The organism is Alteromonas ponticola (genome assembly GCF_012911815.1).
GTDB classification, from domain to species: domain Bacteria; phylum Pseudomonadota; class Gammaproteobacteria; order Enterobacterales; family Alteromonadaceae; genus Alteromonas; species Alteromonas ponticola.
The window spans coordinates 200742-215597 of record NZ_JAATNW010000005.1; the positions used below are offsets into that span (position 1 = coordinate 200742).

The 14856-nt window shown below is 48.3% G+C and carries 8 protein-coding genes; 5 read left to right on the forward strand and 3 right to left on the reverse strand.

From position 1 onward, the window contains the following. Positions 1–110: 110 nt before the first annotated feature. The gene (locus HCJ96_RS10195) at positions 111–3647 is read left to right on the forward strand and encodes an ExeM/NucH family extracellular endonuclease (RefSeq protein ID WP_169210949.1); all 3537 of its coding nucleotides are present in this window, start codon (positions 111–113) and stop codon (positions 3645–3647) included. Between the two features lie 56 nt (positions 3648–3703). On the opposite strand, the gene HCJ96_RS10200 is transcribed toward HCJ96_RS10195, so the two are convergent. Next, positions 3704–5458, reverse strand: a complete 1755-nt coding sequence (locus tag HCJ96_RS10200; RefSeq protein ID WP_169210950.1) for an acyl-CoA dehydrogenase family protein — start codon at positions 5456–5458, stop codon at positions 3704–3706. Between the two features lie 249 nt (positions 5459–5707). On the opposite strand from HCJ96_RS10200, the gene HCJ96_RS10205 reads away from it, so the two are divergent. After that, positions 5708–6766: an efflux RND transporter periplasmic adaptor subunit gene (locus HCJ96_RS10205; protein ID WP_169210951.1), complete on the forward strand. Its 1059-nt coding sequence runs from the start codon at positions 5708–5710 to the stop codon at positions 6764–6766. Positions 6767–6768: 2 nt separating this feature from the next. Beyond that, complete coding sequence (locus HCJ96_RS10210; RefSeq protein WP_169210952.1) at positions 6769–9879, forward strand: efflux RND transporter permease subunit; 3111 nt, start codon at positions 6769–6771, stop codon at positions 9877–9879. A 3-nt stretch (positions 9880–9882) separates the two neighbouring features. Here HCJ96_RS10210 and HCJ96_RS10215 read toward each other — a convergent pair whose 3' ends face one another. Next, the gene (locus HCJ96_RS10215) at positions 9883–11445 is read right to left on the reverse strand and encodes a sodium:solute symporter family transporter (protein WP_169210953.1); all 1563 of its coding nucleotides are present in this window, start codon (positions 11443–11445) and stop codon (positions 9883–9885) included. Between the two features lie 33 nt (positions 11446–11478). Between HCJ96_RS10215 and HCJ96_RS10220 the strand changes: the two genes are divergently transcribed. Together HCJ96_RS10220 and HCJ96_RS10225 are read left to right on the forward strand one after the other, a co-directional pair. Beyond that, complete coding sequence (locus HCJ96_RS10220) at positions 11479–11832, forward strand: FkbM family methyltransferase (RefSeq protein ID WP_169210954.1); 354 nt, start codon at positions 11479–11481, stop codon at positions 11830–11832. A gap of 175 nt (positions 11833–12007) precedes the next feature. Further along, positions 12008–12817, forward strand: coding sequence for a hypothetical protein (locus HCJ96_RS10225; RefSeq protein WP_169210955.1), 810 nt, complete (start codon positions 12008–12010; stop codon positions 12815–12817). Between the two features lie 131 nt (positions 12818–12948). On the opposite strand, the gene rpoD is transcribed toward HCJ96_RS10225, so the two are convergent. Then, positions 12949–14784, reverse strand: coding sequence for an RNA polymerase sigma factor RpoD (gene rpoD / locus HCJ96_RS10230; protein WP_169210956.1), 1836 nt, complete (start codon positions 14782–14784; stop codon positions 12949–12951). Positions 14785–14856 lie beyond the last annotated feature (72 nt).

Genomic DNA, 14856 nt, shown 5'->3' on the forward strand with positions numbered 1-14856 from the left:
AATTGTTGTATAACATTTGACCTGAATTAAAAAAACTGTCACAAAGTACAGGTATTTTGATACACCCGACACTCACCCATCCGCAGAATTGGGATAACAGGTTAATTACAATGAAAATTAAATATCCTGCATTGCTGATAGCAATGACAAGCACGCCACTCTTCGCAACCGATATCTTCATTAACGAATTTCACTATGACAACAGCGGTACTGACACTGGTGAATTTATTGAGGTGGTTGCGCCTGAAACAACTGACTTAAGCGCCTATTCACTGGTGCTGTACAACGGTTCTAACGGTTCAAGCTATGACACCACGTCATTAGGCATGGTAGCCAGCCTGGGTAACGGTTACGGAGCTTATTCGGTCAGCTACCCTTCTAATGGTATTCAAAATGGTGCCCCCGACGGTATCGCGCTGGTCGATGGTGAGGGCACGGTTGTTCAGTTCATAAGCTACGAGGGCATTTTTACCGCTGCTGACGGTCCCGCGGCTGGTATGGAAAGCGTCGATATAGGAGTGGCACAGGACTCATCTGCTGCGGTAGGGAGCTCACTGCAATTAAGTGGTGAAGGTAAGATTTATGAGGATTTCACCTGGCAGCTGACAGATAGCAATACCCAGGACGCAACCAATACTGACCAGACCTTCGTTACTGAGTCGGTACCGTTCATTAACGAACTTCATTATGACAATGCCGGTTCTGACGAAAACGAATTTGTGGAAATTGCTGCGCGTGCAGGTACCGATTTAGGCGGTTACAGCCTGGAGTTCTATAACGGGAATGGCGGCAGCGTTTACGGCACATTGACTTTGTCTGGCGTTATTTCTGCTCAACAAGGCGGAATGGGTACACTCGCATTTGCCTTTGCCGGTATTCAAAATGGCAGCCCGGATGGCGTGGCGCTTATTTCCCCGGAAGGTGACGTCATTCAATTTCTTAGTTACGAAGGGCAATTTACCGCCTCCAGTGGCACTGCCGCAGGCATGGATAGTACTGATATTTTGGTGGCGGAAGAATCCAGCTCGCCAGTGGGCTATTCGCTGCAGCTCGGCGGGCAGGGAAGTACTTATGCTGAATTCGCATGGCAAACCAGTAATGAAGCCACTGCTGACGCAGTTAACCTCAACCAGATCTTCGGTAACGGAAACCCGGGTGATGGTGGCGGCGATGGTGGCGACACCGGCGATGTTTCGGGAGTTAATGGACTATTTATCAATGAATTTCACTACGATAACGAAGGTTCTGATATCGATGAAATGATTGAGATTGCGGGGCCTGCGGGTACTGACCTGTCCAATGTCAGCGTGGTACTTTATAACGGAAATGGCAACGGTCCTTATCAAATCCTTAGTTTGTCAGGAACAGTTCCGGATCAGCAAAATGGATTTGGTACAGTGGTTATATATCATGCAGGTATTCAGAACGGTGCGCCTGATGGAATTGCGCTAGTGGCCGGTGATGAGGTTCTGGAATTTATCAGTTACGAAGGCACAATGACTGCGGAGTCTGGCCCGGCAGCCGGTATGACCAGCGAAGATGTCCTGGTCAGTGAGACTGGCGGTACGCCCGTTGGCTTCTCGTTACAGCGCACGGGCGAAGGTAACAAGAAGTGTTCGTTCAGTTGGCAGGAGCCTGCAGTCGCCAGTGCCGGTCAGGTTAACTCGGGACAAACGTTTTCTGTCACCGATGATGCTGACTGCAGCGGTGATGGTGATGGCGGCGATACTCCCGGTGAGCTAGGACAATGTGGAGCACCAGCAACCTTGATCAGTACCATTCAGGGAAATGGCCTGACTACGCCGATGCCAGACGCTATGGTGGTCGTTGAAGCGGTTGTGTCAGTGCGCGCACCGGGTTTGAGTGGCTTTTACATGCAAGAAGAGGACGCGCAACACGATGGCAATGCAGCCACGTCGGAAGGTGTTTTCGTCTATGCGCCGGCGTTGCTGGAAAGCGTAGCTGAAGGTGATGTCGTTCGATTAGCGGCCACTGCGAGAGAGTTTTATGATAAAACCCAGCTCACCAGTGTCACCGACCACGCAATGTGTGGAACAGCGTCAATCAGCCCTACAGCGATCAGCTTGCCACAAGGTGCTTCGCCAGGCTTTGAAGCACTGGAGGGGATGCTGGTTACGTCAGAGCAGGAATGGGTCATTTCCAGTAACTACAATTACAACCGCTTTGCCGAGTTAGTTGTTTCCGGCGAACGACTCTACAACCCAACTCAGATACACCTGCCTGGGAGTGAAGCCGCGATTGCGCAAGCCAATGCTAATCGTCTGAATCAGATTTTGGTAGACGACCTGGTCAATGGCTCAAATGCAGAATTTTATTTGCCCGCAGGCGAATTCGGACCTCTTAATCCGGTTCGTGCAGGGCAAACCATTACCAACGTTACTGGTGTCGTTGACCAAGACTTTGGTGCGTACCGTATTCGCGTTTCTCAGCGTCCCGGTTTAATAGATACCAATCCACGTGAAGACAATCCGGTTATTGCTGAGGGTAACCTGAAAGTGGCCAGCTTTAATGTGCTTAATCTGTTTAACGGCAACGGTGCCGGTGCGGGTTTCCCAACTTCACGGGGAGCTGATTCTGTCAGTGAATATCAACGCCAGTTAACCAAAATTGTGAATGCAATCGTGCGTATTGACGCAGACATCGTGGGCCTGATGGAAATTGAAAACGACGGCTTTGGTGCAGACAGTGCAATTGCGCAACTTGTTGATGCCTTGAATGCTGAGTACGGCGAAACCACGTATCAGTTTGTTGATTTGGGCGGTCCGGTAGGAACAGATCAAATCACCGTCGGTATAATCTACAAGCCCGCCACCGTTGAACCGGTCGACGCCGCGAAAGTTTTGACCGCGTCCAACAGCCCAGTTGATGGCAATGGCGCTTTATTTGATACATCACGCAACCGCCCTTCAGTGGCTCAGTTGTTTGCTCATGGTGACAGCGGCCAGCAATTTGTGGTTGATGTGAATCACTTTAAATCAAAAGGGTCGAGCTGTGGGGCTGGCGATGATGACAATGCTACCGGTCAGGGCAGCTGTAATCTGACCCGCACGCGTGCGGCACAAGGGGTCAGTCAATGGTTAGCCAGTGAATACCCGGAAACGCCGGTGTTACTGTTGGGCGATCTTAACAGTTACGCAATGGAAGACCCGATTCAAGTGTTGGCGGATGCAGGGTATGCGGACACGGCCAGGATGGTCATTGGTGAGAAGGCATATAGCTACACCTTCAGAGGTGAGGCCGGAACCCTTGATTATCTGATGGCTGATAGTACCGCCCAGGCATGGCTGGTGGATGCCACGGAATGGCATATCAATACCGACGAGTCGCTAGCGTTTGATTACAATGAAGAAAATAAACCCACAGACTGGCTTAACCAATTGGTTTATCGTGCGTCAGATCATGACCCAGTGATTGCAACCTTTAGCCTGCCATCCTCGGTAATTCTGGGCGACTTTGACAGAGATGGTGATGTCGACATTGCGGATATGCGTGGGTTGTTGCGTGCCATCTTGCTACGTCAGGACATCGACCCGGCGTTCGACTTGAATAATGATGGTCGAATCAACTTCAAGGACGTATGGGCAATGCGTAAGCTCTGCACAGATCGCAGCTGTTACAGACGATAAAAAAGGGCCGTTGAGGCCCTTTCTGACGTTACGCGCCCTGTTATGACAGGGCGTTTTTATAGGTAATCAAACTCAGCGCCAGCTACGGCTAATACCGACTCTGCTCCGGCTCTGAAAGCAAGACGATGAGCATCACGGCGCGGTAAAATACGTGCTTCATAAAAGGCGCAGGTTTTACGCTTTGACTCGGCCAGCACTTTATTATCTGTTCGCTGCGCGGTGTCAGCCATGCTGTACCACAGTACACCAATCAATGAATACGCAGAAAAGGCCAGATAGTCACATGCGGCCGCCGCTACATCTTCTGCCTTCATCCCTAAACATTCTGCAGAGCTTGCTTTGAAGTCATCCAGCAATGCCTGCGCGCGGGACTGCTGCTCAGCATCCTGAATATCATTCACTAATTCGGCAAATGCAGTGTATGTCGATTGCAGCATTTTACCGCCATCTCGGGTCAGTTTACGGCCAATCAAATCCAGCGCCTGAATACCGTTTGTGCCCTCGTACAACATCGCGATACGGACATCGCGCATTAATTGCTCCATGCCCCATTCACGAATGTAGCCATGGCCGCCAAATACCTGAATGCCTAAACTGGTGACTTCAAGCCCCATGTCAGTCATAAACGCTTTACAAATTGGGGTGAGGAATTGCAATACATCCGCTGCCTGCGCATCGTTCGGGTTGCTATGCGATTTGTCCATATACTTGGCATAAAATAAGGAGAGCGCACGACAACCTTCTGTTAACGACTTCTGGGTTAACAGCATGCGCGCCACATCAGGCTGAAAAATAATCGCATCGGCTTTTTCATCGGGCTGTTGAATGCCTTGCGGAGCACGTGATTGCACGCGTTCCCTCGCATAGTTCAATGCACCTTGGTAAGAAGCTTCTGCCGCGCCTAGTCCCTGCAGCCCAACTTGAAAACGCGCATCGTTCATCATGGTAAACATGCAGGCTAACCCCTGATGCGCTTCACCGACTAAAAAGCCTTTGGCACCATCGTAATTCATCACGCAGGTGGGGCTGGCTTTAATACCCATCTTATGCTCAATACTGCCTACGGAGAGTGAATTGGGCGTTGCTGGATTGCCCTGCTCATCAAGCAGCAATTTGGGCACCAGAAACAAGCTGATTCCCTTTACTCCTTTGGGTGCATCGGGCAAGCGGGCAAGCACCATATGGATCACATTTTCGCTCCAGTCATGGTCCCCGCCAGTGATAAAAATTTTGTTGCCGGTGATAGCGTAACTGCCGTCATCCTGGGGGACCGCCTTGGTATTCAGCAATGCCAAATCAGTTCCAGCATGAGGTTCAGTCAGGTTCATGGTGCCTGTCCATTCACCGCTGACTAACTTTTTTAAATAAGTTTGTTGCAGTTCGGCTGACGCGTGTTTACACATGGCAAGTACAGTACTTTCCGTCAGCATGGTGGTTAAACGCCAGCTTAAATTGGCTGAATTTAACATCTCGTGCACCGGCACAGCGATGGTGTAAGGAAGCGCCTGACCGTCAAATTCTTCGGGGCCTAACATCGTATTCCAGCCATTAGCGACATATTCCTGGTACGCGGCGGCGAAACCTTCCGGGGTGGTTACCTTACCATCCTGCAATTGACAGCCTGCTTCATCACCGGGACGGTTTAGCGGAGCGATAACGTCAGTAGCAAATTTAGCGCCCTGGGCAATAATTTCATTAGCAAGCTCGAAATCAAAATCGGTATAGCCTGATTGCTGATAGTGGGTATCTAACTTCAGCCAGTCACGCAAAAGAAACTGAAAATCAGCGAGAGGGGCATGATATGAAGGCATGGGTGGCTCCTATTTTTCAAACGAGCGTTTAAATTTTTCTTATTATAGGCATAAATTGCTTCTCACGAGTATAGGCAAGCAAAAAAATAGTTATGGATAAATTATGCTTCCCAGCCGCTTGATTGCTCTACACATAAGGTAAAACGGATAAAAATAGCGTTGAAAGTAATCTATGAACGCCTCGACTCAAGTAAAATAGCGTGTCCAATTCTGCTACGCTTACTTTGTTTATTTTATTAGGAATATGTCATGTCCCGATTAGTGCTATCGCCACTCGTTATCGTTGTTGTGTTACTTGCGGGATTATTGGCATATTTATATTTTCCCTCTGCAACTGAAGAACGCAAGGCAAGCCCCTCCGCAACCCCGGTCAAAGTTGCAATTGTTCAGGAACAACCATTCCCGATTACAGTTGATGCGTTAGGCACAGCGAAAGCGAGCGAGTCGATAACTATTACCTCCCAGCAAACGGAGGTGGTTAGTACGATTAACTTTGATGACGGCGATCGCGCAGAGGCCGGGCAGGTGTTGGTGCAGCTGAACAATACCGAGGAACAGGCGCGGATCAGTGAGTTGGAAGCCAATATTGCAGAAGCTGAGCGACAGTTCACGCGGGTTAAAAATCTGGCAAAATCCAGCTCAGCATCAGAGCAATTATTCGATGAGCAACAAGCCCGGGTGCAATCGCTGCAGGCGCAACTGGATGTGGCTAAAGCACAACTAAACGAATTAACTATTAAGGCGCCATTTGCCGGGCTGTTAGGCCTGCGCCAGGTGAGTATTGGTGCGTTAGTGCAGCCAGGCGATGTGATCACGACGCTGGATGACACCAGCGTAATTAAAGTCGATTTCAGTGTTGCCGAGGCACACCTGGCCTCTCTTGCCAAGGGCCAGATGGTTTCGGCACTTTCTTCTGCTTATCCTGACGAAACCTTCAAGGGCGAGATCAGCACGGTGGGAACCCGTGTAGACCCGGTTTCCCGTTCCGTTCAGGTACGTGCATTAATCGATAATGAAAATGCTAAATTACGGCCAGGCATGTTGCTTCAAATCACCCTGCAAAAACGGGTGCTGAATACGTTAATTTTACCTGAAAAGGCGCTTGTTCCAGTAGAGGAAAGACAATACGTTTTTGTAGTAGACGGCGAAATCGTTCGTCAGCAGGAAGTTAAAATCGGAGTCAGACGACCGGGCATAGTTCAGGTGTTAGAAGGACTGTCAGCCGGTGAAAAAGTAGTGACCGAAGGCACACTTCGTGTACGTGACAAATCTACGGTGAGAATCCTGAATGAAACGGTAGGAGAATAACTATGTTGCTCTCTGATGTCTCCGTCAAACGTCCTGTATTTGCTTCTGTAATCAATCTACTACTGATCATTTTTGGTATCGTGGCTTTCACTTCGCTGTCATTGCGCGAGTATCCTGATATTGATCCGCCTATTGTTTCTATCAGCACAAATTATGCTGGCGCATCTGCCAATATTGTCGAAACCCGCATCACACAGCTCCTCGAAGATCGCATCAGTGGCATTGAAGGCATCAAAAATGTTACCTCAACCAGCAGGAATGGACGTTCTGATATAACTATCGAGTTTAAGCTGTCCCGTGACATTGATGCCGCAGCCAACGATGTTCGCGAGCGTGTCAGCCGTGCACTGAACAACTTACCTGATCAAGCCGATCCGCCAGAAGTCGCTAAAGCCAGCTCCGATGAGGATGTGATTGTTTGGTATAACCTGCGCAGTGATAACCTGGACGTGATGGAACTGACTGACTATGCCGAACGCTTTTTGGTCGATCGCTTGTCTGTTGTGGACGGTGTGGCGCGTGTTCGCATCGGCGGAGGGCGTACTTATGCAATGAAAGTCATGCTGGATCGCAATGCGATGGCAGCACGTGGGATTACCGTAACTGACATCGAGCAGGTGATCCGCTCAGAAAATGTTGAACTGCCAGCGGGGCAGGTAGAATCTCTGGATCGAAACCTTGAGGTGCGTGTAGCGCGCACGTATTTGACTCCCGACGATTTCTCTAAAATAACTGTGGCAGTAGGTAGTGATGGCTATCTGGTCAGACTGGGCGAAGTGGCAAATGTCCAACTGGCATCAGAGGATGACGAGACCGAGTTCAGAGGCGATGGAGCGAATATGATTGGCCTGGGAATTGTGAAGCAATCAAAAGGCAATACCCTTGAAGTCGCTAAAGCAGCAAAGGCGCAAATGGAATTAATTGAAGCCACGCTGCCAGATAACATTTTTATTGTGCCAAGTTACGACTCTTCTGTTTTCATCGAAGAGTCTATCAATGAAGTATACAATACGCTGGCTATCGCGATAACCATGGTGGTTATCGTTATCTATCTTTTTCTGGGTAACGTCAGGGCCACGCTTATTCCCGCACTTACGGTGCCGATTTCCCTTATCTCAGCATTCATTGTTATGTTCGTGCTGGGATTTTCAATCAACTTGTTAACATTACTGGCCATGGTGCTCGCCATTGGACTGGTGGTTGACGACGCTATTGTGGTACTGGAAAACATTTACCGCCGAATTGAAATGGGCGAACCACCCATTCTAGCTGCCTATCGCGGTGCGAAAGAGGTCGGCTTTGCGGTTATTGCCACCACACTGGTACTGGTATCCGTTTTTGTGCCCTTAGTTTTTCTGGAAGGAAACATTGGCCGTTTATTCACCGAGTTTGCCCTTGCTATTGCCGGTGCGGTTGTCTTTTCAAGCTTTACTGCGCTGACCCTGGCACCGATGCTCGCGTCGAAAATACTAACCAAACGAACCCGTAGTGGTGGCTTTGGGGCCTGGGTAGATAAACGCTTTGCCGGTATTGAACGCAATTACTTTAACAGCCTGAATAAAACGCTACATCAACCCATTATCATGACATTACTGCTAATTGGCTCAGTGTTCGCCATCATGAAATTATCTGAACGTGTGCCAGAAGAGTTTGTACCCCAGGAAGACCGTGGTAACTTTTTTATTCTGATGCAGTCTCAGGAAGGCGCCAGCTTTGAAAGTAATGCCGAAAACTTACGTAAGCTTGAAGCTATCTTAATGCCTTACCGAGATGAAGGTAAAATCAGTCGGTTGTTAGTACGTACGCCGGGCTTTGGTGGCAGCGCCGGTATAGCTATCGTCGGTGCCGCACCCTGGGATGAGCGTGACTACAGTACCTTTGAGTTGATGGAAGAGATCAGCGTTAAGTTGAATGAACTGCCAGATGTGCGCGCATTCGCCATCATGCGCAGTGCCCTCGGCGGTGGCGGATTTGGTCGTCCTGTGCAGTTTGTATTGCAAGGCGATACCTACGAAAATCTGGTCAGCTGGCGTGACACGGTAATGGAAAAAGCCAGCGAGAACCCTAACCTGGTGCGGATGGATTCAGATTATAAAGAAACGTCGCCACAGCTTTTGGTGAAAATTAATCGCGACAGAGCCGCAGATTTGGGGGTATCGGTCAGTGATATCGGGCGTACGTTGGAAGTCATGCTGGGTCAACGCCGAGTATCAACCTATCTGGATAGGGGAGAAGAATACTACGTGATCATGGAAGGCATCGAAGAAGATTATCGCAGCCCGCAAAGTATTGATAACCTGTATGTTCGCTCGCAGCGCACTGGAGAATTGATCGGTATGGATAACCTGGTGACGTTCTCCGAACAAGCCACCTCCGCACAGTTAAATCGCTATAATCGTATGCGTGCAATCACCATTGATGCCAATTTAGCTCCAGGGTATACCGTAGGAGAAGCGTTGGCCTACTTGGAAAATATTGTTAAAACTGAATTACCCGACGCAGTCTCAATCGATTATAAAGGCGAGTCTCAACTATATCAGGAGGCCGGTAACTCCTTTATCTTTGTCTTCGTTCTGGCGCTGGCAGTGACTTTTTTAATTCTGGCTGCGCAATTTGAAAGCTGGATCCATCCATTGGTGATCATGCTGACCGTTCCGCTGGCACTGTTGGGCGCGTTTATCGGATTGGATTTAGCGGGAATGAGTATTAACATTTACAGCCAAATTGGGCTGGTGATGCTGATAGGTCTGGCGGCCAAAAACGGTATTTTGATCGTTGAGTTTGCCAACCAGTTACGCGATTCGGGCTTTGAATTTGAGGATGCTTTGAAGCGTGCTGCTACGCAGCGCCTACGGCCTATCGTAATGACAGGTTTCACTACGGTATTCAGTGCATTGCCGCTGGTACTCGCTTCAGGCCCGGGTTCAGAAAGTCGTATGGTTATTGGGGTGGTTATTTTTGCCGGTGTGTTAGTGTCTGCCTTCATGACCTTATACGTGATCCCGACGGCGTACGCATGGCTGGCACGCAAAACCGGTTCGCCACTTGAGCGCACCAAGCGAGTTGCTGAGTTGAATGAAGAAATACCTTACAAAAAAGGTCAGATGCATTAACATTTAAAACCAGGTCAGCAGGGCAGGCAATGATAAGCACAATGCGATCAATATGCCTGTCCAGCTAACTAAAGACATACCCTCCAATCCGGATAAGCCACGTGTCGCGGTGAACATTGTATTGTTGCGAGACGCAAAATACGAAATCGAAACAGCAACACTGATGCAAGTGAGAAAGCCTGTAACATTCCACCAGAACCAGAACAACTCGCTGCCTGACAACCAGAAATAAAGATTAACTGCAACACCCATTAATAGTCCTGCATTGACGGCGAAAGCAGTGGTGCGAGTGGTATGCACTCCGAGAAGAAACGTGGCCAGAACCGGCCCATAAAAAACTGACCCTATTTTGTTGATGGCCTCAATGATGGTGGGAGCGATATTTCCTGCATATAAGGACAGAGTCAATGTAACGATCCCCCAGACCACGCCAGCGATTCTGGCAGAACGTAAATAGGCGCAGTCACTTAATTTTTGCTTTCGCACCCGCTGAATATCTTCAGTGGTAACCGCTGCCAGGCTATTTATGGCGGAACTTAACGACGACATCGCCGCTGCCATTATCGCCACAACCAGCAAGCCCTGTACCCCGTTGGGTAAATATTCAGTGATAAAGATGGGCATCATCCAGTCGGGATTATCCAGTGGTATGCGCTGCCGCAATTCGCTATTAGTTACTACCAGTGCGCCAATCACCAGACCTGATAAACAGTAGATAATGACGATAGGGAAACGCAGCAAGGCAATCGCAAACATCATTTTTCTTAAATCACCAACAGAAGAGTTTGACAGCGCGCGTTGCGCTTCCGATTGGTCACAACCATAGTAAGAAGCATATAAAATCATACCGCCAAATAGCATTGGCAGCAGGCCAAAGTCATTGCCATGCAGCCCAAGCGCTGCTACATCGACAGCTTGCAGCCGCTCGGTTGAGGTAACGAGAGTAACCGCATGCCAGCCTCCAATTGCATCCAGCCCAACCCACAGACAAACAGTAGCTCCAATAATGATAAGGAGCATCTGAATGACATCGCCGTACACCACCGCTTTCATGCCACCCATTGCGGAGTAGACCAGTGTGATAAGGCCAATTGCCGCCAGAGATAGATACTGACCAATGCCCAGCGTGCTTTGCAGTAAGATGGAAACTGCGTAAATCATGATCGCCGTGGCGAAAGAGCGACTCAATTGAAACACTGCGCTTATGAGTAAGCGGGTAAAGCGCGAAAAGCGTTGCTCTAAAAAATCGTACACACTTACCACACCGAGGCGGTGTAAGGTTGGCAACAATTTCCACAGCATCAACGCCACAGCAATAGGGAGCGCTAACTCGTAGGACAGCCAGATTAACCCGCCGCCCTCCCGCAACCCGACAAAAGCCGGGGCTGAGATAAAACTGACCGCTGAAAGCTGGGTGGCCATTACCGACAGGGTCAGCGCAGGCCAGGCAAGCTTGCGCCCTGCAAGAAAATAGTCCTGTCGGTTATGCTGATGGCGAAGAACAAATCCTAACAGAAGGAGTCCGGTCAGGTAGCTTCCTATTATGATGTAATCTAATGTGTTCATTGTTTGCTTACAAAATCGTCTATGTAGAGTACCGTGAGTATTGGTTATTCTTCAAAAGCAGCCGCTGCTGGTAGTGAAAGTGTAGAACAGGTGACGCTAGATTCATTCTGTCAGTTCGATGTGCTGCTTCCTACTTATCTTAATATAGACGTGGAAGGGAGTGATTTAGAGGAGTTAATTAGGGCAACAGTCGTGTTGTTAGGTTGTCGGCCTACTATTGCGGTATCCATTTATCATCTTCCCGAGCAGGTATACAGCATCCCTCAATGGCTAACAGAAACGCTGCCAGACTACTCAATTTTTATTCCACATCATCGAGATTCGATTTACGAGACAATATGTTACGCAATCCCGAATGAGAATATTAAACAGGGCTCGACTATCTGACCCACAATTATCATCGAAATTAGGCTTTCTTTTACTCACTTGCCAGCTAAATGAAAGACAATCTTTGGGCTCATTGATAATACGATTACATATTTAGCTACAATTTACTGATTTACTCTCAGACCTGGCCTCACTATCTTACATATATAGTGTCATTCTGATGGTGTTGACTAGGGTGGGAAATTACGTAACTAAATTTACTTTGATGATGCTGGTTGCGATTTTGGCAGTCATCAGCTCTGAGGTGCACGCGGCGAAGCTTACGGTAGAACCTGAATCTCACTGGTGGTTAAGTTTTGGCGCAGCAGTAATTTTATATGCTCATATTGGCGCAGGTGTTATAGGGGTCGTTACTGGATTTGTGACCAGCTTCACATTCAAAGGCGGACGAACCCATAGAATGACTGGCCGGCTTTTCGTCGTCGCCATGCTCGTCTGTTATCTGCTGGCCGCCATTGTTTCGCCTTTTTTAGAGACTCAGCAGAGTACTAATTTTGTTGCGGCCATACTGGCATTATATCTACTTATCTCTGGCACTCGTGCAGCACAATGTAGAACATTTGTAGCCGGGCTTGGCGAGAAAATTGGACTGGTGTGTGCGCTTTTCATCACGATGCTGGGCGCGACCTTTATGTACCTTTCGTATCAGAGCCCAGATGGCTCTTTTGATGGCTCGCCTGCGCAAGCCTATGTATTATTTATTGTGGTGGGTAGCCTGGCATTTGCAGGTGACCTTACTGCATTGGTCAAAAAATCTCTTTCACATAAAATGCGCATAAGCCGGCATTTATGGCGGATGTGTATGTCGTTTTTTATTGCATCGGGTTCACTATTTTTCGGACAGGCGCAGGTGTTTCCAGATTGGTTTAACGCCAGTCTATTACCACTGGCTTTAGGTTTTTTTCCTATTGCCATTCTCATTGTGTACTTCGTGAAGCGTTTTTTAACAGGTCGTATTGTTAAGGCGCAAGTGAAAGCTGCGTGAACAGCGCTTTTTCCAACAGAACTTGTTTTCCGTAAGAGTGGGGGACAGTGTCGGTCTAACGGGCAGAAGGACTGGTCTCTCAGACATAAAAAAACCGGCATGAAAGCCGGTTTTTTGTTCATTAATAACGACTACTCGTCCAGGAAACTACGCAACTGCTCAGAGCGACTTGGATGGCGAAGCTTACGCAATGCCTTTGCTTCGATCTGACGGATCCGCTCACGGGTTACGTCAAATTGTTTGCCCACTTCTTCCAAAGTATGGTCAGTGTTCATGTCGATACCAAAACGCATACGCAGTACTTTAGCTTCACGGGCAGTTAAGCCTGCCAGTACTTCTTGCGTCGCATCTTTGAGGCTACCACCGGTTGCTGAATCGAGAGGCTGAATAATAGTGCTGTCCTCGATAAAGTCGCCAAGATGTGAATCTTCATCATCACCGATAGGCGTTTCCATTGAGATAGGCTCTTTGGCTATCTTCAGTACCTTGCGGATCTTATCTTCCGGCATCAACATGCGTTCTGATAATTCTTCCGGGGTAGGCTCACGACCCATTTCCTGAAGCATCTGACGCGAGATACGGTTCAGTTTGTTAATGGTTTCAATCATATGCACAGGGATACGAATAGTACGTGCCTGATCCGCAATTGAGCGGGTGATGGCCTGACGAATCCACCAGGTAGCATACGTTGAGAACTTGTAGCCACGACGATATTCGAATTTATCTACCGCTTTCATTAGACCAATGTTGCCTTCCTGGATCAGATCAAGGAACTGTAGACCCCGGTTGGTGTATTTTTTCGCAATCGAGATAACCAAACGCAAGTTGGCTTCAACCATCTCTTTTTTAGCCCGGCGTGCTTTCGCTTCGCCAATGGACATACGACGGTTAATATCTTTAATGTCGGCGATGACCAGGCCAGTTTCCTGCTCAACCTGATTCATTTTACTAACGCTGCGTTCGATATCTTCCTGATAGGCTTTAAGCGGTTCAGCGTATTGCGCATCAGAGTTCAGGATCTCAAATAACCACTTGGTTGATGTTTCATTACCAGCAAAAGCCTTGATAAAGTCTTTTTTAGGCATTTTTGCGTTCATCACGCAGTTTTTCATCACCAAACGTTCCTGGATACGCACCTTGTCCATCATGTCGCGCATGTTTCTGACCAGGCGGTCGAACTGTTTAGGAACTAAACGGAACTCTTTGAAAACTTCACTCAATGCTTCAATTTGCTTGCGTGAGTCCTTATGTGCGCGGCCTTTTTTCTCGATGACCGTACGCGTAATAGCATACTGGTCGCGCAGCTTGGCGAATTTTTCACGTGCTTCTTCAGGATCGACACCGCTGTCATCTTCATCACTGGAATCATCGTCTTCATCGTCTTCGTCTTCTTCTTCCAGCTGTTCTTCGGTCAGCTCAGAACCAATGTGAGTAGCGGTAGGTGCCAGATCCTGTTCGTCGTCTGGATTGACAAAGCCTGAAATGATGTCACCTAAACGGATCTCTTCGGCTTCGTAAAGGTCCCATTGCTCAAGCAAATAGGTAATCGCTTCAGGGTATTCTGCAACCGAACATTGCACCTGATTGATACCATCTTCGATACGTTTAGCAATTTCAATTTCGCCTTCACGTGTCAACAGCTCAACTGTGCCCATTTCACGCATATACATGCGCACAGGGTCGGTCGTACGGCCAATCTCACTTTCAACGGTGGCAAGTGCTTGTGCTGCAGCTTCAGCTGCATCTTCGTCAGCGGTCGCTTCTTGCATGAGTAGTTCGTCAGCGTCGGGAGCCGATTCGCCTACCTGAATACCCATATCGTTAATCATGCGGATAATATCTTCGATCTGATCAGAATCGACGATGTCTTGCGGCAGGTGGTCGTTTACCTCTGAAAAAGTTAAATAACCTTGCTCTTTACCTTTTGCAATCAGGAGTTTAATCTGAGACTGCTTGCTTTGCGCCATATACCCTACACTTCTCACATTCAATTATTTAGCAAAAAAAAGCACGTCATGCGAAGGATTAACTTGCTATGA

Excerpts from the sequence above, each read along its gene's own strand:
- rpoD (WP_169210956.1), bottom strand. The coding sequence starts at position 14,784 with ATGGCGCAAAGCAAGCAGTCTCAGATTAAACTCCTGATTGCAAAAGGT.
- HCJ96_RS10200 (WP_169210950.1), bottom strand. The coding sequence starts at position 5,458 with ATGCCTTCATATCATGCCCCTCTCGCTGATTTTCAGTTTCTTTTGCGT.
- HCJ96_RS10195 (WP_169210949.1), top strand. The coding sequence starts at position 111 with ATGAAAATTAAATATCCTGCATTGCTGATAGCAATGACAAGCACGCCA.
- HCJ96_RS10210 (WP_169210952.1), top strand. The coding sequence starts at position 6,769 with ATGTTGCTCTCTGATGTCTCCGTCAAACGTCCTGTATTTGCTTCTGTA.
- HCJ96_RS10215 (WP_169210953.1), bottom strand. The coding sequence starts at position 11,445 with ATGAACACATTAGATTACATCATAATAGGAAGCTACCTGACCGGACTC.
- HCJ96_RS10205 (WP_169210951.1), top strand. The coding sequence starts at position 5,708 with ATGTCCCGATTAGTGCTATCGCCACTCGTTATCGTTGTTGTGTTACTT.